Genomic DNA, 20,114 nt, shown 5'->3' with positions numbered 1-20,114 from the left:
CAGAGCGGGCAACTGCTTTTGGGAACGGTCGTTGCCATCCGTGGCGGTTCGTAGTCGGCGACCGAGCGCCTTGCCCGGCCATCCATGGCCGGGCGTTCGGCAGGCCACGCGGCAGCGCCGCGTAAGCGGCCTACCTCACCCCGGAACATCGCCCGGCGACAGCTGCGACTCGGTGTCCGCGGTGAGCAGGCGGTTCACGTCCTGCACGTCGGCGACGTCGAGCGTGCCGGCGGCCTGTTCCAGCAACAGGCGGCTCTGCAGGTGGTTGTAGCGCGCGCGGGCGAACTCGAGCTGCGCGGTGAACAGGTTGTTCTGGTTCTGCAGGACGTCCAGCACCGTGCGCGTACCGACTTCCAGGCCGACCTGCGACGCGTCGTACGCGGCCTGCGCCGAGACCAGCGCGAGGCGTCGCGCCTCGACTTCGCTGATGCTTGCCACCAGCGTCTGGTAGGCGTTGCGCGTGTTGCGCACGAGCAGGCGCTTCTGCTGTTCCAGCTCATCCTGCGCGACGTCGCGGCGCGCCAGCGCCTGGCGCACGCCCGACTGCGTGGCGCCGCCGGAGAAGATCGGCACCGACAGCGTCAGGCCGACCGACGGGCCGAAGGTGCGGCCGTCGATGTCGCGCGTGGCGTCCAGGATCTCGCGTTCGCCCCAGGTTTCGGAGTCGCCATAGGAACCGTTGAGGTACAGGCGCGGCCAGTGGCCGGCGCGCGCGGTCTCGACGTCGGCCTCGGTGGAGGCGACCTGCAGTTCCTTCGCGCGCAGGGCAGGGTTGTTCTCGATGGCGGTCTGCACCCAGCCGTCGGCGTCGCGCGATTCCGGAAGCGAGGGCTGGTAGTCCTTCGGCAGGCCACGCACGTTGCGGATCTGCTGGCCGGTGATTTCCGCCAGCGCCTGGTACGAATCCTCGACCGCGTTGCGGGCCAGGATCGTGTTGGCGCGCGCGCTGTCGTACTGGGCGCGGGCTTCGTGCACGTCGGTGATCGGCGCCAGGCCGACTTCCAGTCGCTTGGACGCGTAGTCGAACTGCTTCTTCAGCGCGGTTTCGGCGGCTTCGGCGGCGGCCAGCGATTCCAGCGCGATCAGCACGTTGAAATACGCTTCCGACGTACGCGTGATCAGGTCGTTGCCCGACGCGGCGAGCTGGAAATCCGCCGCCTGCGAGAGCGCCTTCGCGCTCTTGTGGCGGGTGAAGTTCGCGCGGTCGTAGACCATCTGGCTGAGGTTCACGCCGGTGCTGCGCGTGGTGCTCTCGGTGTCGCTGTCGCCGGTGTTGATGCCGCCGTCGGGATCGATCGACGTGTTGCCGCGCTGGTAGCTGCGACCCTTGGTGATCGAGGCCGAGCCGTCGATCTGCGGCAGCATCGCCGCGCGCGTCTGCACCGCGCCTTCGCGGATGGCCAGGCGGTTGGACTCGGCCGCCGCGAGTTGCGGATCGGCGGTACGTGCCAGCTCGTAGGTCTGCAGGAGGTCTTCGGCGGAGGCCGTGGCCGGCAACAGGGCCGACAGGCTCACGGCAGCGGCGAGGGCGATGACGAGCGGGCGGCGGATCATGCGATGTCCTTGTCCGTTTTGCGTTCTTGTTGAGCCGCCCGCGTTCTGCAGGCGTGTGGGGGGTACTGCGTCAGAACTTGAACGCCGGGGCGGGGGCCGCGCCGGCAAGATAGGGAAGATCGGTTTCGAACAACGATTGGATGCGCGGCGCGTTGACATCGTTGCGCACCAGCACCGCTTCCATCGCCGGCGAGCGACCGCGCACGATGAACATGCGGCCGTTCGGCTCCAGCCAGTCGATGAAACGCTGCGGGATGGTGTCCACCGCACCGGCGACCAGGATCGCGGTGAAGCGGCGATCGGTCGTCCAGGCGAAGGCGTCGGCGACGATGACGTGGGCGTTGTCCACGGCCTGCTCGGACAGCGCGGCGGTCGCGGCCTGCGCGAGGTCGGCGTGGCGCTCCAGCGCGACGACATCGCGCGCGAGGCGGCCTGCGCAGCCGGCCAGGTAACCCGTGCCGGCGCCGATCACGAGCACGTCGTCGGCCGGATCCAGCGCGAGCGCCTGCAGGGCGCGGCCCTGCAGCACCGGCTTCATCGTGAACTCGCCATGGCCCAGCGGCAGCGCCAGGTCGCCGTAGGCGAGATTGCGGTGCGCCACCGGCAGGAACGCCTCCCGCGGCAGCGCCGCCATCACGTCGAGCACGCGGCCGTCGAGCACGTCCCAGGGACGTACCTGCTGCTCGACCATCAATTCGCGTGCCTTGCTGTAATCCATGGGGGTGCTCATTACGTGACTCTCGCGCGGAAGACCGCGAATTGTACCGGGAATGCCGCTGCCGGCCGTCGCGGGCGCGGCGCACAGGATGGCGGCGCCCCCGGAAGCGACTGAGTGCCAGAAGTAACCAAGACCGATGTCATCGGCGCGACCGTCCTGCGCCGGCAGGTTTGCCCGGCGCGGCGTCCCGCACCTGGTAGGCGCGCAGGAACAGGTCCACCGCCGCGGCCAGGTGCGCCTGGATTTCCGCATCCGCCGGCCCCGGGCCGCCGAACACCAGGCAGGCGTGCGGCTCGCCCTTGAGCAGGCTGAAGAACTGTCCGGCGGCGCGTGCGACATCGGGCACTTCCAGCTCGCCGGCCTTGATGCGCCGCTGCAGCAGCGCCGCGAAATCGGCCTGCACGCGCATCGGGCCGGCCTCCCAGAACAGCTTCGGCAAACCGGAGTTCGACATCTGCGGGGAGCACAGCATGCGATGGCCGGCGATCGCCTCCGGAGCGGTCACCATCGAATAGAACGCGCGGGCGATGTCCATCAGCCGATCGCGCAACGGCGTGTCGGGCGAGGGCTCGAACAGCGAGGACGGCAGGGACAGATCGCAGTGCGATTCGACCGCGGCGAGGAACAGCGCGTCCTTGTCGCCGAAGTGGCTGTAGACGGTGAGCTTGGAGACGCCGGCTTCGGCCGCGATCTGGTCCATGCTCGCGCCGTCGAAGCCGTGCTGAGTAAACATTCTTTTCGCCGCCTCCAGGATGGCGGCGCGCTTGCCCATGTCCTTCGGACGGCCGGGGCCGGCCGGTTTCGCGGGAGCGCCCGCCTTGTCAGGAGCGGCCGGCGGGCTGGCGGCGCCCGTGCGGGGCGCGGCGGGCTGGCGTGAAGCGGTCATGCGGCAATACTAGACTAATCAGTTTGATATTTATACAGTACTCACAGGTACATTAATTAACCGCAGGGACCCCCGCAATGCGCAGTTCCCCTTCCATTGCGTTCCGACTCGCCGCATGGACGCTGCTCGGCTGTACTCCCTTCCTGATGGCCGCCTGCGGCCAGGGCGACGCGGTCGAGGAAGCGCCGCGCCCGGTGCTGGTGACCCGCCCGACCGCGTCCGACCACACCGCCAGCGCGTTCGCCGGCGAAGTCCGGGCGCGTGAGGAAAGCCCGCTGTCGTTCCGCGTCGGCGGCAAGCTCGTGCAGCGCAACGTCGATGTCGGCGACCACGTGCGCGCCGGGCAGGTGCTGGCGACGCTCGATCCCGGCGACCTCCAGGCCCAGGCCCGCGCCGCGCAGGCGCAACTCGCCGCCGCCGAGGCCGAACTCGGCCGTGCCCGCGCAGACCAGGCCCGTTTCGCGAAGCTCGCGAACGACCAGCTGGTGAGCCGTTCCACCCTCGACGCCCAGAACGCCGCCGCCACCGCCGCGCAGGGTCAGGTCAACGCCGCGCGCGCCGACCTGGAAGTCGCCCGCAACCAGGCCGCCTACTCGCAGTTGCGCGCCACGCGCGATGGCGTCATCGCCGCGCGCCAGGCCGAAGCGGGGCAGGTCGTCGCGGCGGGGCAGTCGGTGTTCACGCTCGCCGCCGACGGCGTGCGCGAAGTCGCCTTCGCATTGCCCGAAGGCATGATCGCGAACGTCCGCCCGGGACAGGCCGTGCAGGTCGAAGCCTGGTCGCGCCCCGGCCAGCGCTGGAACGGCCGCATCCGCGAGATCGCGCCGGCGGCCGATCCGGCATCCCGCACGTTCGCCGCGCGCGTGACCGTCGATGCGCCGGCCGGCGCGATCGACCTGGGCCAGAGCGCCCGCGTCTACCTGCCCACCAACGGCAACGGCTCGCTGAGCGTGCCGATCGCCGCGCTCCAGCGCGAGAACGGCAATGCCTCGGTGTTCGTCGTCGACGCGAAGACCTCGACGGCGAAGCTGCGCACGGTGCAGACCGGCGCGTTCGGCGAGGACCGCGTGCCGGTGAAGTCCGGCCTGCGGGCGGACGAATGGGTCGTCGCGGCCGGCGGACATCTGCTGCGCGACGGACAGAAGGTGCAGCCGGTCGACCGCGACAACCGTCCGGTCGCGGTCGCCCAAGCCGCCGCCGCGCGCTGAGGCCGCCATGCGCTTCAACCTTTCCGAATGGGCGCTGCGCCACCGCAGCCTCATCATCTACGCGATGCTGGTGATGGCCATCGCCGGCACGTTCTCGTACCTGCGGCTGGGCCGCAGCGAGGATCCCGCCTTCACGTTCAAGGTGATGGTGATCCGCACGCTGTGGCCGGGCGCGACCGCCGAGGAAGTCTCGCGCCAGGTCACCGAGCGCATCGAAAAGAAGCTGATGGAAACCGGCCAGTACGAGTTCATCCGCTCGTACTCGCGCGCCGGCGAATCGCAGGTGATCTTCGTCGCCCGCGATTCGCTGCGATCGAAGGACATCCCGCCGCTGTGGTACCAGGTGCGCAAGAAGATCGGCGACATCCAGCCGACGTTGCCCGGCGACGTCGTCGGACCGTTCTTCAACGACGAGTTCGGCGACACCTTCGGCAACATCTACGCGCTCACCGGCAAGGGTTTCGACTACGCCGTGCTGAAGGACTACGCCGAGCGCGTGCAGCTGCAACTGCAGAAGCAGCCCGACGTCGGCAAGATCGAGCTGTTCGGCGTGCAGGACGAGAAAGTCTGGATCGAACTGTCGAACGTGAAGCTCGCCACGCTCGGCATTCCCGCCGCCGCCGTGCAGCAGGCGTTGGACGAACAGAACGCGATGGTGCCCGCCGGCTTCTTCGAGACCGGGAGCACGCGCGTGCCGCTGCGCGTGGGCGGCAAGTTCAAGTCGGTCGACGAGATCCGCGAGTTCCCGATCCGCGTCGGCGACCGCACGTTCCGCCTGGCCGACGTGGCCGACGTGAAGCGCGGCTTCTCCGATCCGCCGGCGCCGCGCATGCGCTTCATGGGCGAGGACGCCATCGGTATCGGCGTGGCGATGAAGGAAGGCGGAGACATCCTCAAGCTCGGCAAGACGCTGGAGACGCAGTTCGCGCAGCTGCAGGAAACGCTGCCCGCCGGCATGCAGCTGCGCAAGGTCGCCGACCAGCCCGCCGCGGTCACCGAATCGGTCGGCGAGTTCGTGCGCGTGCTGTCCGAAGCCGTCGCGATCGTGCTGCTGGTGAGCTTCTTCTCGCTCGGCCTGCGCACCGGTTTCGTCGTCGCACTGTCGATTCCGCTGGTGCTTGCGATGACGTTCGCCACGATGGACCTGTTCGGCGTCGGCCTGCACAAGATCTCGCTCGGCGCGCTGGTGCTCGCGCTCGGCCTGCTCGTGGACGACGCGATCATCGCGGTGGAGATGATGGCCATCAAGATGGAGCAGGGCTTCAGTCGACTGAAGGCCGCCGCGTTCGCGTGGGATTCCACGGCGTTCCCGATGCTCACCGGCACGCTCATCACCGCCGCCGGCTTCCTGCCGATCGCGACCGCGAAGTCGAGCACGGGCGAATACACGCGTTCGTTGTTCGAAGTGGTGACCATCGCGCTGCTGGTGTCCTGGGTCGCGGCGGTTGCGTTCATTCCGTACCTCGGTGACAAGCTGCTGCCGGATTACGGGCACGCGGCCAAACCGCTGAAGCCGGGTTCGATCCCGTACCGCTGGCACGCGTTCCGCGAACGCATCGCCAGCCGCTTCCCGAAGCTGCACGACTACATCGCGCCCAAACCGCCCATCGACGGCCACGCGCACGATCCGTACGCGACGAAGTTCTACGTGCGGTTCCGCGAGTGGGTGACGTTCTGCGTGCGCCATCGCTGGCTGGTCATCGCGGTGACGGCGGGCGCGTTCGTGCTGTCGATCGTGATGTTCCGCTTCGTGCCGCAGCAGTTCTTCCCCGATTCCACGCGACCGGAACTCATGGTCGACATGGAACTGGCCGAAGGCAGTTCGCTGCGCGCGACCACCGAACAGGCGCAGCGCTTCGAAAAGATCCTCGCGCAGCGCAAGGACCTGGCGAACTTCGTCGCCTACGTCGGTACCGGTTCGCCGCGTTATTACCTGCCGCTCGACCAGCAGCTGCCGGCGGCGAACTTCGCACAGTTCGTGCTGACGCCGAAGGATCTGGAATCGCGCGAGGAGATCCGCAACTGGCTGATCGAAGACGTGTTCCAGCGTTTCCCGGAACTGCAGATGCGCGTGACGCGCCTGGAGAACGGGCCGCCGGTCGGCTATCCGGTGCAGTTCCGCGTGTCGGGCGAGCACATCGACCAGGTGCGCAAGATCGCCTACCAGGTGCGTGAGAAGATCCGCGAGAACCCGCACGTGGTGAACGTCAACCTGGACTGGGACGAGCCGAACAAGGTCGTGCGCCTGGTCGTCGACCAGGAGCGCGCCCGCGCGCTGGGCGTGAGTTCGGCGCGGCTGTCGCAGTTCCTGTCGAGTTCGCTGTCGGGCTCGCACGTCAGCACGTACCGCGAAGGCAACGAACTGATCGAGATGCTGCTGCGCGGCCCGACCGAGGAACGCCTGCGCCTGGACATGCTCGGCAGCCTGATGGTGCCGACCGAAAGCGGGAAGAGCGTGCCGCTCACGCAGATCGCCACGCTCGATTACGGCTTCGAGGAAGGCATCATCTGGCATCGCGACCGCCAGCCCACGATGACCGTGCGCGCCGACATCTACGACGGCACGCAGCCGGCGACGGTGACCGCACAGATCTCGCCGACGCTCGACGGCCTGCGTTCGATGCTGCCCTACGGCTACTCGATCGACATCGGCGGCAGCGTGGAGGACTCCGCGCGCGGCCAGAAGTCCATCGCCGCCGGCATGCCGCTGTTCGTGTTCGTCGTGTTCACGCTGCTGATGCTGCAGCTGCGCAGTTTCTCGCGCAGCTTCATGGTGCTGCTCACCGCGCCGCTGGGATTGATCGGCGTGACGCTGTTCCTGCTGGTGTTCCGCGTGCCGTTCGGCTTCGTCGCGATGCTGGGCACGATCGCGCTGGCCGGCATGATCATGCGCAACTCGGTGATCCTGGTGGACCAGATCGAACACGACATCGGCGAAGGCGCCGCACCGTGGCAGGCGATCGTCGAAGCGACGGTGCGGCGCTTCCGCCCGATCGTGCTGACCGCGCTCGCCGCGATCCTCGCGATGATCCCGCTGTCGCGCAGCGCGTTCTTCGGGCCGATGGCGGTGGCGATCATGGGCGGCCTGACCGTCGCCACGTTCCTCACGCTGCTGTTCCTGCCGGCGTTGTATGCGGCGTGGTTCCGGGTGAGGGCGCCGGAGACGGCGTGAATCCGGACATGAAAAGGGCGCCTCGCGGCGCCCCTTTCTTACTTCTTCGGCGCGACGCTCCACGGCGGAGGCGGCGCGGGGATCGGATGTTCCAGGTCGAACTCGATGCGCACCTCGCGGCCGGGCCGCGTGAGTTCGTAGACGAAGCGTTCGTGCGGTTCGATCTCCATCGCCCACACGTTCGAGACCGAAGACGCGCGGTCCTCGCGCTGGAACAACGCCTTCGATGCCGCATCGGCCGGGAATTCCTGCCGCTCCGACGTGCCGACGTCGACCGTGTCGCCGCCGTACTGGCTCAGCGCGCCTTCCGTGCCGTCCTGCAGGCGATGGTCGTGCTTGAGGCGCAGGCCGCTCGCGGTGCGGGTGAGCACCCAGGTGCGCGAACGGTCGCTGCCGACGTAGAACGGAATCCGGATGGTGTCGCGGCTGCATTCGCGCACGTGCATGATCAGCGCCTTGCCGGCGAGCGGATCGCCTTGCGTCGGCGGGCGATCCACCGCGATGCGACCGGCAAACGCCTGCCCGCACAGCCCGGCCACATGGTGGAAGAACGCGTCCTGCGGCGCCATGGCGTCGTCGTCGGGCGTGGAGGAACACGCCGCAAGGCAGGCGGCGAAGGCGATGGCAAGGGCAGGGCGTGGGCTCATGGGCGCCCACGCTAGCCCGAACCGCGTGAAGTCGGCAATGCGACCCTGGCCCAGTGCGGTTCAGTCGCGCATCACCACCGGCTGGCATTCCAGTTCGAGTTGCTCCAGCACCGCCGCCGCGGCCGCCTGCGTGGACACGCCGCGGCCGTCCACGGCGAGGTCGGCGGTGAACACGCCCGCCGCGAGCGCGCCATCGACCGCCTTCTCCACGCAGCGCGCCTCCGCTTCCAGGTCCAGCGAATGCCGCAGCAGCATCGCCGCGCTGAGGATCGTCGCGTACGGATTGGCGATGCCGCGGCCGGCGATGTCGGGCGCGGAGCCGTGGATCGGTTCGTACAGGCCGACGCGCCCCTCCCCGAGCGACGCCGACGGCAGCAGGCCGAGCGATCCGGCCAGCATCGACGCTTCATCGGTCAGGATGTCGCCGAACATGTTCTCGGTGACGATCACGTCGTACTCACGTGGTCGCGCGAGCAGGTGCATCGCCATCGAATCGACCAGCTGGTGTTCGAGTGCGATCTCGGGAAACTCGTCGCGGACGACGCGCGTGGCGACGTCGCGCCATAGCCGTGAGGTTTCCAGCACGTTGGCCTTGTCGACGGACGTCACGCGCCCGCGACGTCCGCGCGCGAGCATGCAGGCGCGACGCATCACGCGTTCGATCTCCTCGACGGTGTATTCGCACAGATCGCTGGCCGACGTCGCCGTGCGCTGCTTCTGGCCGAAATACACGCCACCGGTGAGCTCGCGCACGACCAGCAGGTCGACGCCGGTGAGCAGGTGCGGCTTGATCGGCGAGGCACCCAACGCCGCCGGATGCGGCTTCACCGGACGCAGGTTCGCGTACAGCCCCAGCGCCTTGCGGATCGCGAGCAGGCCCTGTTCCGGGCGCACTTTCGCGCCAGGATCGGACCACTTCGGTCCGCCGACCGCGCCGAGCAGCACCGCGTCGGCGCGACGCGCGGCGTCCAGCGTCCGCGCCGGCAACGGCTCGCCGGTGGCGTCGATGGCGGCGCCGCCGATCAGTTCCTGGGTGAAGCGAAAGGCGTGCCCGTAGCGCTGCCCGACGGCGCGCAGCACCTGCACCGCCGCATGAGTGACTTCCGGACCGATGCCATCGCCCGGCAGAACGAGGATTTCAGCTTGCATGACGGAACTCCCGGGTTTGCGATGCCTGCGCGTCGCGCGCGGATTCGAAGCGGGCGATCGCGTCGCCCTGTTTCAGCAGATAGCCCAGCTGGTCGACGCCTTCGAGCAGGCAGGTCTGCGCGAACGCATCGAGCGGGAACCGCACGACACGCCCATCGGGCAGCGTGAGGCTGCGCTGGGCCACGTCGATGCGGAGTTCGACGCCGGGCTGTTCCAGCAGGTCATCGACGATGCGTTCGTCGAGCACGATCGGAAGCAACCCGTTCTTCAGCGCGTTGCTGCGGAAGATGTCGGCGATCTCCGCGCTGATCACCGCGCGCAGGCCGAGGTCGGTCAGTGCCCACGGCGCGTGCTCGCGCGAGGAGCCGCAGCCGAAATTGCGGCCGGCGACGAGGATGCGGGCGCCCGCATTCTCCGCGCGATTGAACGGGAATTCCGGGTCCGGCGAGCCGTCGGCCAGCGTGCGCCAGTCGTTGAACGCGTGTTTTCCGAGGCCCTTGCGCTGTGTCGTGGTGAGGAAGCGTGCGGGAATGATCTGGTCGGTGTCGATGTTGCGTTCGCGCAGCACGATGGTGCGCGATACGACTTCGGTCAGCGGCTGCATCAGGCGGTCTCCAGCTCGGCGGCGGCGTGCGGCGCGGGCAGCGTGGTGAGGTAGGGGCGCGGGTCGGTGATCTCGCCGGCGACCGCGCAGGCGGCAGCGGTGGCCGGCGAGGCGAGCACGGTGCGCGCGCCCTTGCCCTGTCGGCCTTCGAAGTTCCGGTTGCTGGTGGAAACGGCCAGCTGGCCCGCGCCGACGATGTCGCCGTTCATCGCGATGCACATCGAACAGCCGGGCTCGCGCCACTCCGCGCCGGCCTCGCGCACGATGCGGTCGATGCCTTCGCGCTCCGCCTCGCGCTTGACCTGTTCGGAACCGGGCACGACCAGCATGCGCACGCGTGGATGCACCCGGCGTCCGCGCAACACGCCCGCCGCTTCGCGCAGATCGGACAGTCGCGAGTTGGTGCAGCTGCCGACGAACACCACGTCCACCGGCCGGCCGGCGACGGCGGCGTTCGCGTCCCAGCCCATGTAGTCGCGCGCCTTCGCTTCATCCGCATCGTCGCTTCCCGGAACGTGCGCGGACACGGCGGCGACCTGTCCCGGATGCGTGCCCCAGGTGACCGTGGGCTGGATGTCGCGTGCATCGATGCGCACTTCGCGATCGAACGTCGCGCCTTCGTCGGTGCGGAACGCCTTCCATCGCGCAACGGCCGCGTCGAACGCCTCGCCCTGCGGGACGCGCGGACGGCCGCGCAGATAGTCGAACGTGACATCGTCGGGCGCGATCAGGCCCGCGCGTGCGCCGGCTTCGATCGACATGTTGCACACCGTCATGCGCTGCTCCATCGACAGCGAACGGATGGCCGAACCGCGGTATTCGATGACGTGGCCCGTGCCGCCATTGACGCCGATCACGCCGATGACGTGCAGGATCAGGTCCTTCGCGCCGACACCAGGACCGAGTTCGCCATCGACCGTGATCGCCAGCGTCCTGGGCTTGCGCTGCAGCAGGCACTGCGTGGCGAGCACGTGGCCGACCTCGCTGGTGCCGATGCCGAAGGCGAGCGCGCCGAATGCGCCGTGCGTGGCCGTGTGGCTGTCGCCGCAGACGATGGTCTGGCCGGGTTGGGTCAGGCCGAGCTCCGGTCCCATCACGTGCACGATCCCGCGCTGCGGGCTGTCGTAATCGAACAGCTCCACGCCGAAGCGTGCGCAGTTCGCGCGCAGCGTGTCGACCTGCGCACGTGCTTCGTCGTTCACGTACGGACGCTGCCCGTTGGCAGTGACCGGCAACGTCGGTGTGGAGTGGTCGAGCGTGCCCTTGGTGCGGTCCGGACAACGCACCGGCAGACCGCGCGCGTCGAGTTCGGCGAAGGCCTGCGGCGAGGTCACTTCGTGGATCAGGTGCAGGTCGATGTAGAGGATCGCTGGCGCCGCCTCGGATTCGGGCGTGACGACATGGGCGTCCCACAGTTTGTCGAACAGGGTTTTCGGTTGGCTCGTCATTGACTTGGCTTTCTGGAATGAGGTCAGGCGATCGCAGCGGCGCGCGTGTCTGCGGCCTGCGCGCGCGTGCGCTGCAGGCGGTTGGCGATGTCGAGCCACGCGAGCGCGCTGGCTTCGAGGATGTCGGTGCTGGTGCCCGAGCCGGTGAACTCGCGCCCGTCCACGCGCGCGATCACTTGCGCCTGGCCCTGGGCGTCGTCGCCGGTGGTGACGTTGGAGACCTGGTAGCTGTCGATCTCCAGCGCGATGCCGGTGGCGCGCGCGAGCGCCGCGAACAGCGCATGCACGGGGCCATCGCCGACGGCAGCCTCGCTCACCGATGCGCCCTCGGCATCGACGAGTTGCACGCTGGCCGTCGGCAGGCTGTCCTGCGCGACGCCGGTGCTGACGTGGAAACGCGCCAGGCGGTGCCCGCGCGCCGCGCGTGCGTCGGCGCCGAGCACCAGCGCTTCCAGGTCGGCATCGAACACTTCGCGCTTCTTTTCGGCCAGCGACTTGAAGCCGGCGAAGACCGCGTTGAGCTGCGCTTCGGGCAGCGTGAAGCCCAGCGCCTGCAGGCGGTCGCTCAGCGCGGCGCGCCCGCTGTGGCGGCCCATCACCATCTGCGACTGCGCCCAGCCGACGTCTTCCGGTCGCATGATCTCGTACGTACCGCGATGCTTCAGCATGCCGTGCTGGTGGATGCCCGACTCGTGCGCGAAGGCGTTCTGCCCGACCACGGCCTTGTTCCGCTGCACCGCCATGCCGGTGATGCGCGAGAGCAGGCGCGAGGTGGGCACCAGGCGGCGCGTGTCGATGCGCGTGTGCGCGCCGTAGTACTCGCCGCGCACGCGCAGCGCCATCACCAGTTCTTCCAACGCGCAGTTGCCGGCGCGCTCGCCGATGCCGTTGATCGTGCATTCGACCTGTCGCGCGCCGCCTTCGATCGCGGCCAGCGAGTTCGCCACCGCCAGGCCGAGGTCGTTGTGGCAGTGCGCGCTGAACACCGCGTCCTTCGCGCCCGGCACGCCCGATTCGATCACGGACGCACGCAGGTATTCGAACAACGTGCGGATCTCGCTCGGCGTGGTGTAACCGACGGTGTCGGGAATGTTGAGCGTGCGCGCGCCAGCCTGCACCGCGGCAATGCAGACCTGCGCGAGGAAATCCGGCTCGGTGCGCAGCGCGTCCTCGGCGGAGAACTCGACGTCGTCCACGTGGTGCTTGGCCAGCTCGACCGCCATGACGGCACGTTCGATCACCTGCTCGCGCGTCAGCCCGAGCTTGTGTTCGCGATGCAGCGGGCTGGTGGAGATGAACACGTGGATGCGCGGATGCACGCTGCCGTCGAGTGCCCGCGCGCAGGCTTCGATGTCGCCGACGTGGCAGCGTGCCAGCGTCGCGACGGTTGCACCGCGAACCTCGCGCGCGATGGCGCGCACGGCGTCCATGTCGGCTTCCGAACTCGCCGGAAAGCCCGCTTCGATCACGTCGACACCCAGCTCGGCAAGCGCGTGCGCGAAGCGGAGCTTCTGCGGCGCGGTCATGCTGCAGCCGGGCGATTGCTCGCCGTCGCGCAGGCTGGTGTCGAAGATCCGTACTCGGGCGGCGGGGTCGTTCATGCGGTGAGCTCCTCGTGGTCGCGCGCGACGACGGCGGCGCGCGGCTTGGATGGGAAAGCGGGACTCAGGGTCGCGATGGCCGGCTCCAGCGCGGGTGCGGCGTCGCGATGACGGCGACGCGGGCGTCGCGGCGCGCGCGGGCGCACGTCGGACAGCAGTTGCGCGAGCACGACCGCGTCGACGTTTCCGCCGGACACGACCGCGCACTTGCGCTTGCCGGCGATGCGGCGGCCGGCAGCGAGCGCCAGCGCGCCTGCGCCTTCGGCGATGACGTGTTCTTCCAGCGCCAGGCGCACCAGCGTTTCGCGCAGTTCGGCTTCGCGCACGACGACCACGTCGTCGAGCAGTTCGGCGAGCAGCCGCTGCGTCAGGTGTCCGGGTTCCTTCACGCGCACGCCGTCGGCGAGCGTCGCCGCCGGGTCACGCGGGGTACGGTCGCCGCGCAATGCGCGCAGCATCGAATCCACGCCTTCGACCTGCGCACCGATCACGCGCACGCCCTGCGACTTGAGCGCGAGCGCCACGCCCGAGGCAAGGCCGCCGCCGCCGATCGGCACCAGTACGACGTCGGGCGCGAGCGCGGCCAGTTCCAGCCCGACCGTGCCCTGGCCGGCGATCACGTCGGGGTCGTCGAACGCGGACAGCACGCGATAGCCGTTTTGCGAAGCCAGTTCGGCGGCGAACGCCTTGGCTTCGTCGTAGGTGTCGCCGTGGAGACGCACCGTGGCGCCCCAGTGCGAGACGCCCGCGATCTTGGTCTGCGGCGCACCGCGCGGCATCACCGTGATCGCGTTGACGCCAAGGCGATACGCCGACCACGCCAGGCCCTGCGCGTGGTTGCCGGCGGAGGCGGCGATCACCGGTCGATGATCGCCGCGTTCGCGCGCGGCGAGCAGCGCGTTGAGCGCGCCGCGCACCTTGTACGAACCGGTGCGCTGCAGGTTCTCCAGCTTCAGCCAGCAGCCGAAGCGTTCGGCGTGATGCAGCGGCGTCGCCGGCAGGTAGCGACGCAGCCGCGCCTGTGCCGCGAGCACGTCGGCCGCGGTGACGCGTACGTCGGTGGGTACGTCGCCGTCCATGTCAGACGGCCGTCAGCCAGTGTGTGTACGACGACTCTTCGCCGCGAACGACGCGCCCGTACAGCGCCTGCAGCTCGCGCGTGATCGGGTTGTCGCCGAACTCGCGCCGGTCGAGCGCGCTGATCGGCGCGATCTCCGCCGCCGTGCCGCAGACGAAGACTTCGTCGGCATCCAGCAGTTCGTGATGCGTGACCGGGCGCGATTGCGCGCCGCTCAGCGCGATCACGCTGTCGCGCGTGATGCCGGGCAGCGCGTCGCGATGCGACACGGCCGTGACCTCACCGCCGCGCACCATGAACACGTTGGCGCCGGTGCACTCGACCACGTAACCGTCTTCGTCGACGAACAGCGCTTCGTCGAAGCCGCGCAGGCGCGATTCGCGCTTGGCTAGGATCGAGTTGATGTAGGCGCCGCACAGCTTCAGCGGCGGCAACGACGAAGCCGGATTGCGCTTCCACGGCGACACCGTCAGGCGCGAACGCTTGCCGTTGAGGTGCACGACGGTGGGCAGCGTCAGCACCATGAAGTGCTGGCTCAGGCCCGGCACATCCAGTCCGACGGTCACGCCGTCCGCGCCGTTGCCCAGCCACGTCAGCGGGCGCACGTACGCATCGCGATGCCCGTTGGCGCGCAGCGTCTGCAGCGTGGCGTCGAACGCGGCGTCGACGTCGAAGTCGATGCCCAGCAGGTCCGCGCCCTTGCGCATGCGCTCCAGGTGCTCGGGCAGGCGGAACACCGCCGCGCCATCGCGCGTGGCGTAGCTGCGGATGCCTTCGAACACGCCGGTGCCGTAGTGCATCGCGTGCGTGGTCAGCGGCGCGTGCGGCGTATCGGCGGCGGTCAGTTCGCCATCGAACCACAGCAGTGGCATGCCCGGACGGCGCGCGTCGTCGCGCAGCTCGATGGGCTTGCCCGCGGGTTGTCGCGAGGCGACGGCTTCGGGTGCGATCACCGACATGGCGACACCTCCACCGCGAGGCAGTCGTAGAGCTTCTCGAGCTGATGCTGCAGGTTGGCTTCGTCGCGTTCGCCTTCGACGGTCAGCCGCAGGTACCAGCGGTCGCCATCGGCCTGCGCTTCGCCATCGACGGCGAGCGGGCGGAAACCGCGGCGTTCGGCCGCGCCCAGTACCCGCGACAGCGCGCCTTCGGCCTGACGGAGCGTGAGATCAAGCTGGTATCGCATGACGGGGATCCTCGGTGGGGGTGGGTTCGTTCGACGCGCCGGCGTCAAGCTCCGGATCGAGCATCTGCGCGTTGTTGTGGTTGGGCGGAACCAGCGGCCACACGTTCGCGGCCTGGTCGATGGCGACGTGCAGCAGCGCCGGGCCGTCGGTGGCGAGCAGCGCCTGCAGGGAGGCTTCGACGGATTCGGCGCGATCGACGTGCAGCGCCTGCACGCCGAACGCCGCCGCGACCGCGCCGAAGTCGGGGTTGTCGGACAGGTCGATCTCGGAATAGCGCCGGTCGAAGAACAGCTCCTGCCACTGGCGCACCATGCCGAGCGCCTGGTTGTCGAGCAGCACGATCTTCACCGGCAGGCCGTAGCGTCGCAGCGTCGCCAGCTCCTGCACGTTCATCAGGAACGAACCGTCGCCGCTGACGCACACGACCGACGCGTCGGGCGATTGCAGTTGCGCGCCGATCGCCGCCGGCAGGCCGAAGCCCATCGCACCGAGCGCGCCGCTGGTGAGGTGCTGGCGCGGCGTGCCGAAGCGCCAGTGCTGCGCGACCCACATCTGGTGCTGGCCGACGTCGCAGGCGACGATCGCGTTGGGCGACAGTTCCGACAGGCGCTTCAGCAGCGACGGTGCGTACACGGTGTCGCCCGGCGCGTCGTAGCGCGCGGCGAATTCGTGCATGCGTTGCTGGCAGATCGCGCGCCATTCGCGCCGCGCCGCGCCGTTGCGACCGTGCAGGTGCGCGGCGCAGGGCAGGGTGAGCGCGGTCAGCGTGCGGCGTATGTCGCCGCACACGGCGGCATCGGCGTGGCGCAGCTTGCCGATCTCGCACGCGTCCAGGTCCATGTGGACGACGCGGGCGTTCGGCGCGAACTCCGCCAGCTTGCCGGTGGCGCGATCGTCGAAGCGCGCGCCGACGACGATCAGCAGATCGCTTTCTTGCACCGCCAGGTTCGCCGCGCGGCTGCCGTGCATGCCGAGCATGCCGAGGTTCAGCGCATGGTTCGACGGCAGCGCGCCCAGGCCCTTCAGCGTCAGCACGGTCGGGATCTGCGTGGCGTCGACGAACGTGCGGAACGCCTGCACCGCATCGCCCAGCGCGATGCCACCGCCGCCGTACACGACGGGCTTCTTCGCCTGCGAGATCATCGCGAGCGCCGCGTGCAGCGAGGCGTCCTTCGGCGCGGGCACGTCGTCGATTTCCGCCGGCACGTGCAGCGGAAGATGCGATGCGTCGCCGACCTGCACGTCCTTCGGCAGGTCGATCAGCACCGGCCCCGGGCGGCCCGAGCGAGCGATACGGAACGCCTCGGCGACGACGTTCGGCAGCTCGTCCACGCGACGCAGCAGGAAGCTGTGCTTCACGATCGGCATCGTCATGCCGAACACGTCCAGTTCCTGGAACGCGTCGGTGCCCATCAGCGGCGTGGCGACCTGCCCGGTGATGATCACCATCGGCACCGAGTCGAGCATCGCGTCGGCGATGCCGGTGACCAGGTTCGATGCGCCCGGACCGGACGTCGCCACGCATACGCCCACGCGCCCGCTGGCCCGCGCATACCCGTTCGCCGCGAAGGCCGCGCCCTGTTCGTGGCGGACGAGCACGTGCCTGAGCTGCGATCCGTGCAGCGCATCGTAGAAGGGCATGATCGCGCCGCCCGGGTAGCCGAAGAGCGTATCGACGCCTTCGGCCGCCAGGGCCTGCACCAGCCAGCGGGCACCGTTCATCACGCGGCCTCTGTCTGCGCCTGGCGCTTTTCGGTGGCGGCAGACGCGGCCTGCGGCGCGGTCGAAAGCCACTTCATGTTCGCGCGAAGCTTCTTGCCGACCGCTTCGATCGGATGCGTCAGGTCGCCTTCCTTCAGCGCCTTGTAGTTCGCGTTGCCCGCGGCGTATTCGGCGATCCACTGGCGCGCGAACGTGCCGTCCTGGATTTCGGTGAGGATCTTCCTCATCTGTGCGCGCGTGTTGTCGTCGACCACGTAGGTGCCGCGCGTGAGCGCGCCGTACTGCGCGGTTTCGCTGATGAACTCGTGCATGCGCGTGATGCCGCCCTCGTAGAACAGGTCGACGATCAGCTTCAGCTCGTGCAGGCACTCGTAATACGCGACTTCCGGCTGGTAGCCGGCTTCGACCAGCGTTTCCCAGCCCGCCTGCACCAGCTTGGTCGCGCCGCCGCAGAGCACGGCCTGCTCGCCGAACAGGTCGGTTTCGGTTTCTTCCTTGAACGTGGTGCGGATCGCGTTCTGGCGCGCGCCGCCGATGCCGGCGCAGTAGGTCAGCGCGAGCTGCTCGGCGTTTCCGCTCTTGTCCTGGTAGACGGCATAGACCGACGGGACGCCGCGGCCGATCTCGTATTCGCGACGCACCAGCGCGCCCGGGCCCTTCGGCGCGACGAGCACGACGTCCAGGTCCTCGCGCGGCGTGATCTGCCCGTAATGCACGTTGAAACCGTGCGCGAACAGCAGGCACGCGCCCTGCGCGATGTTGGGTTCGATCACTTCGCCATAGAGCTGCGGCTGCACCATGTCGGGCGTAAGCACGGCGACGAGTTCGGCGTCCTTCACCGCCTCGCTTGGCGACTTCACGGTGAAGCCGTCGGCCTTCGCCTTGATCTCGGTCGGGCCGCCCGGACGCAGGCCGACGGTGACGTCGAAGCCGGAATCGCGCAGGTTCAAGGCATGCGCGCGGCCCTGGCTGCCGTAACCGACGATGGCGACGCGGGGTTTTTGCTGGGTGGTCATGATCGTGTCCGTAGTGGATGGAGGGCGGTGCGGAGGGTCAGGCGAGGAACAGTTCCTTCGTTTCTTCGGGCGTCACGGGCGCTTCCTCGATGAATTGCACGGGGATGTCGCGCGACTTCGCGCGGGCCGCATCGAGCGGGCCGGGCGCCGTGACCGCGCCGCGCGAGGCCGAACTCACCTGCGCGGCGTACTTCGCGAGCACGCCCGTGGCGACGCGCGGCGCAATGCGAGCGGTGGGGCGCGTGCGCAGGTCGGCGTCGACGTCGATGCGGCGCGTCTTCACGTCGATGCGCACGCGATCGCCGTCGCGCAGGTTCGCGATGGGCCCGCCGCGCGCGGCTTCGGGCGAGATGTGGCCGACCATGAAGCCGTGCGTCGCGCCGCTGAAGCGGCCGTCGGTGATCAGCGCGACGTCGTTGCCCAGGCCCTGGCCGACGAGCGCGGCCGTCACGGCGAGCATCTCGCGCATGCCGGGGCCGCCCGCGGGGCCTTCGAAGCGGATGACGACGACGTCGCCCGCGCGGATCTGGCGCGCCTGCACGGCGTTGAACGCGGCTTCTTCCGAATCGAAGACGCGCGCGGTGCCTTCGAAGTGTTCGATGCCGTGGCCGGCGAGCTTGAGGATGCAGCCTTCCGGCGCGAGATCGCCGTAGAGGATCGAATAGCCGCCGCGCGGCTTGAACGGATCCGACACCGGGCGCACCACGTCCTGCGCGCCCGGCGCGGGCACGTCATCGAGTTCGGCGAAGAAGCTGCGGCCGGTGACGGTCGGGATGTCCTCGATCAGGCCCGCGGCACGCAGTTCGCGCGCGACCAGCGCCGCGCCGCCCATCTCGAACATTTCCGCAGCGGTATAGCGGCCGCCGGGCTTGAGGTCGGCGATCACCGGCGTGCGCGCGGCGGCTTCGAATTCCTCCAGGTCGAACGCGACGCCGGCTTCGTGCGCGATCGCCAGCAGGTGCAGTGCGGCGTTCGTCGAACCCGCGGTGGCCGAGACCGCGCACGCAGCGTTGCGCAGCGCTGCGGGAGAGAGGATCTCGCGCGGTCCCGGACCACCGTTGCGCAAACGCTGCATCGCCAGCGCGCCGCAGGCCCGCGCGGCGGCGGGCTTGTCGGCATGCACGGCGGGAATGTCGTTGAGTTGCAACGGCGACAGGCCGAGAAAGGTCAGCACCATCGCCATCGTGTTCGCGGTGAATTGCCCGCCGCACGCGCCCGCGCCGGGGCAGGCGTGCGACTCGATGCGATGCAGCTCGGCATCGTCGATGCGGCCGGCCGAATGCGCGCCGACGGCCTCGAACACGTCCTGGATCGTCAATGCTTTTTGTGAAGAGTCCGCACATGGATGTGCGGGTTTTTGCGAGGGACTCGCACATTTGCCCGGCAGGATCGTGCCGCCGTAGAGGATCACGGTCGGGATATCGAGCCGCGCCGCCGCCATCGCCGCTGCCGGGATCGTCTTGTCGCAGCCGACGAGCAGCACCATCGCATCGAGGCAGTGGCCATTCACGGCGAGCTCGATCGAATCGGCGATGGTCTCGCGCGAGGGCAGTGAGGCGCGCATGCCGTCCGAGCCCATCGCGATGCCGTCGGTGACCGCAATCGTGTTGAATTCGATGGGCGTGCCGCCGTTCTCGATCACGCCCGCGCGTACGTGCTGCGCGAGGTCGCGCAGCGTGTAGTTGCACGGCGAGACGTCCGACCAGGTGTGCACGACCGCGACCAGCGGCTTGGCGATCGCCTCGTCGCTCAACCCGGTCGCGCGCAGCATGGCGCGTGCGGGAGCGCGTGCGGGGCCCTGCTTGATGGCGTTGCTTCTCACGAACGGCGATCTCCTGGCTGGACGTTCCGCAGGGCGAAAACAAAAACCCCGCGCCGTTTCGGGCGCGGGGTCTTGGGTATCGACCTGGGTGTGTGGTTCCTACTTACACAAACCCGTACTCCGCGCTGGCAAGCCCGGTAATAAGTACGAGTACAAGAATGAGCGAGGCCGCGATGGGCGCGGCCTTCATCAGAAGTGCGATGGCGATGCGACGCGCGTCAGCCTGCGACGCGGCGTCGGCGGAGCGTTGGCCCCGGCCCGATGCGGTCTGCAAGTGGTTGCTGCGCTGCGTCATGGGATCG

The 20,114-nt window shown here is 69.2% G+C and carries 17 protein-coding genes; 2 read left to right on the top strand and 15 right to left on the bottom strand.

All coding sequences use genetic code 11. The annotated features are described in order from the left end of the window. Positions 1-135: 135 nt before the first annotated feature. The 3 genes from AC3ANK_RS16205 to AC3ANK_RS16195 form a co-directional block, all read right to left on the bottom strand. Positions 136-1,554 (bottom strand): TolC family outer membrane protein, encoded by a 1,419-nt coding sequence (locus AC3ANK_RS16205; protein WP_206862179.1) that lies wholly within the window; start codon positions 1,552-1,554, stop codon positions 136-138. A gap of 70 nt (positions 1,555-1,624) precedes the next feature. Further along, a complete protein-coding gene (locus AC3ANK_RS16200; protein WP_242525296.1) occupies positions 1,625-2,284 on the bottom strand; it encodes a protein-L-isoaspartate O-methyltransferase family protein in 660 nt (219 codons plus the stop codon). 127 nt (positions 2,285-2,411) lie between these two features. Then, entirely contained in the window at positions 2,412-3,158 is a 747-nt protein-coding gene (locus AC3ANK_RS16195) for a TetR/AcrR family transcriptional regulator (RefSeq protein WP_206862178.1), read from the bottom strand. Between the two features lie 146 nt (positions 3,159-3,304). Here AC3ANK_RS16195 and AC3ANK_RS16190 point away from each other — a divergent pair, with 146 nt between their 5' ends. Next, the gene (locus AC3ANK_RS16190; RefSeq protein ID WP_206862428.1) at positions 3,305-4,366 is read left to right on the top strand and encodes an efflux RND transporter periplasmic adaptor subunit; all 1,062 of its coding nucleotides are present in this window, start codon (positions 3,305-3,307) and stop codon (positions 4,364-4,366) included. Positions 4,367-4,373: 7 nt separating this feature from the next. Then, positions 4,374-7,538 carry an efflux RND transporter permease subunit gene (locus tag AC3ANK_RS16185; protein WP_206862177.1) on the top strand — a complete coding sequence of 1,055 codons (3,165 nt, stop codon included), beginning with the start codon at positions 4,374-4,376 and terminating at the stop codon, positions 7,536-7,538. Between the two features lie 38 nt (positions 7,539-7,576). Here the strand turns inward: AC3ANK_RS16185 and AC3ANK_RS16180 are convergent, their stop codons facing one another. From AC3ANK_RS16180 to AC3ANK_RS16125, 12 genes are all read right to left on the bottom strand, one after another. Continuing rightward, a complete protein-coding gene (locus tag AC3ANK_RS16180; RefSeq protein WP_206862176.1) occupies positions 7,577-8,185 on the bottom strand; it encodes a hypothetical protein in 609 nt (202 codons plus the stop codon). A gap of 60 nt (positions 8,186-8,245) precedes the next feature. Further along, positions 8,246-9,334, bottom strand: a complete 1,089-nt coding sequence (leuB, locus tag AC3ANK_RS16175; protein ID WP_206862175.1) for a 3-isopropylmalate dehydrogenase — start codon at positions 9,332-9,334, stop codon at positions 8,246-8,248. Continuing rightward, positions 9,324-9,938 carry a 3-isopropylmalate dehydratase small subunit gene (gene leuD / locus AC3ANK_RS16170; protein WP_206862174.1) on the bottom strand — a complete coding sequence of 205 codons (615 nt, stop codon included), beginning with the start codon at positions 9,936-9,938 and terminating at the stop codon, positions 9,324-9,326. The genes leuB and leuD overlap by 11 nt, the downstream gene beginning before the upstream one ends. Next, a complete protein-coding gene (gene leuC, locus AC3ANK_RS16165) occupies positions 9,938-11,386 on the bottom strand; it encodes a 3-isopropylmalate dehydratase large subunit (RefSeq protein ID WP_206862173.1) in 1,449 nt (482 codons plus the stop codon). The genes leuD and leuC overlap by 1 nt, the downstream gene beginning before the upstream one ends. Before the next feature lie 23 nt (positions 11,387-11,409). After that, positions 11,410-12,987, bottom strand: a complete 1,578-nt coding sequence (locus AC3ANK_RS16160; protein ID WP_206862172.1) for a 2-isopropylmalate synthase — start codon at positions 12,985-12,987, stop codon at positions 11,410-11,412. Then, a complete protein-coding gene (locus tag AC3ANK_RS16155; RefSeq protein ID WP_484171530.1) occupies positions 12,984-14,066 on the bottom strand; it encodes a threonine dehydratase in 1,083 nt (360 codons plus the stop codon). Before AC3ANK_RS16155 ends, AC3ANK_RS16160 begins: the two co-directional genes overlap by 4 nt. A gap of 1 nt (position 14,067) precedes the next feature. Then, entirely contained in the window at positions 14,068-15,024 is a 957-nt protein-coding gene (locus AC3ANK_RS16150) for an aminotransferase class IV (protein WP_206862170.1), read from the bottom strand. Beyond that, positions 15,015-15,251 carry an ACT domain-containing protein gene (locus tag AC3ANK_RS16145; protein WP_115844200.1) on the bottom strand — a complete coding sequence of 79 codons (237 nt, stop codon included), beginning with the start codon at positions 15,249-15,251 and terminating at the stop codon, positions 15,015-15,017. The genes AC3ANK_RS16150 and AC3ANK_RS16145 overlap by 10 nt, the downstream gene beginning before the upstream one ends. Next, on the bottom strand, positions 15,235-16,974 hold the full coding sequence (gene ilvG / locus AC3ANK_RS16140) for an acetolactate synthase 2 catalytic subunit (protein ID WP_206862169.1): 1,740 nt from the start codon (positions 16,972-16,974) through the stop codon (positions 15,235-15,237). The genes AC3ANK_RS16145 and ilvG overlap by 17 nt, the downstream gene beginning before the upstream one ends. Then, positions 16,974-17,990 (bottom strand): ketol-acid reductoisomerase, encoded by a 1,017-nt coding sequence (gene ilvC, locus AC3ANK_RS16135; RefSeq protein WP_206862168.1) that lies wholly within the window; start codon positions 17,988-17,990, stop codon positions 16,974-16,976. The genes ilvG and ilvC overlap by 1 nt, the downstream gene beginning before the upstream one ends. Positions 17,991-18,027: 37 nt before the next feature. Further along, on the bottom strand, positions 18,028-19,812 hold the full coding sequence (ilvD, locus tag AC3ANK_RS16130; RefSeq protein ID WP_206862167.1) for a dihydroxy-acid dehydratase: 1,785 nt from the start codon (positions 19,810-19,812) through the stop codon (positions 18,028-18,030). Positions 19,813-19,915: 103 nt separating this feature from the next. Then, entirely contained in the window at positions 19,916-20,107 is a 192-nt protein-coding gene (locus tag AC3ANK_RS16125) for a hypothetical protein (protein WP_206862166.1), read from the bottom strand. Between the last annotated feature and the right edge of the window lie 7 nt (positions 20,108-20,114).

Source organism: Lysobacter sp. SCRH-1R (assembly GCF_057747855.1).
The sequence above is the reverse complement of the archived record's forward strand: the minus strand, read 5'-3'. Positions and strand labels throughout refer to the sequence as shown.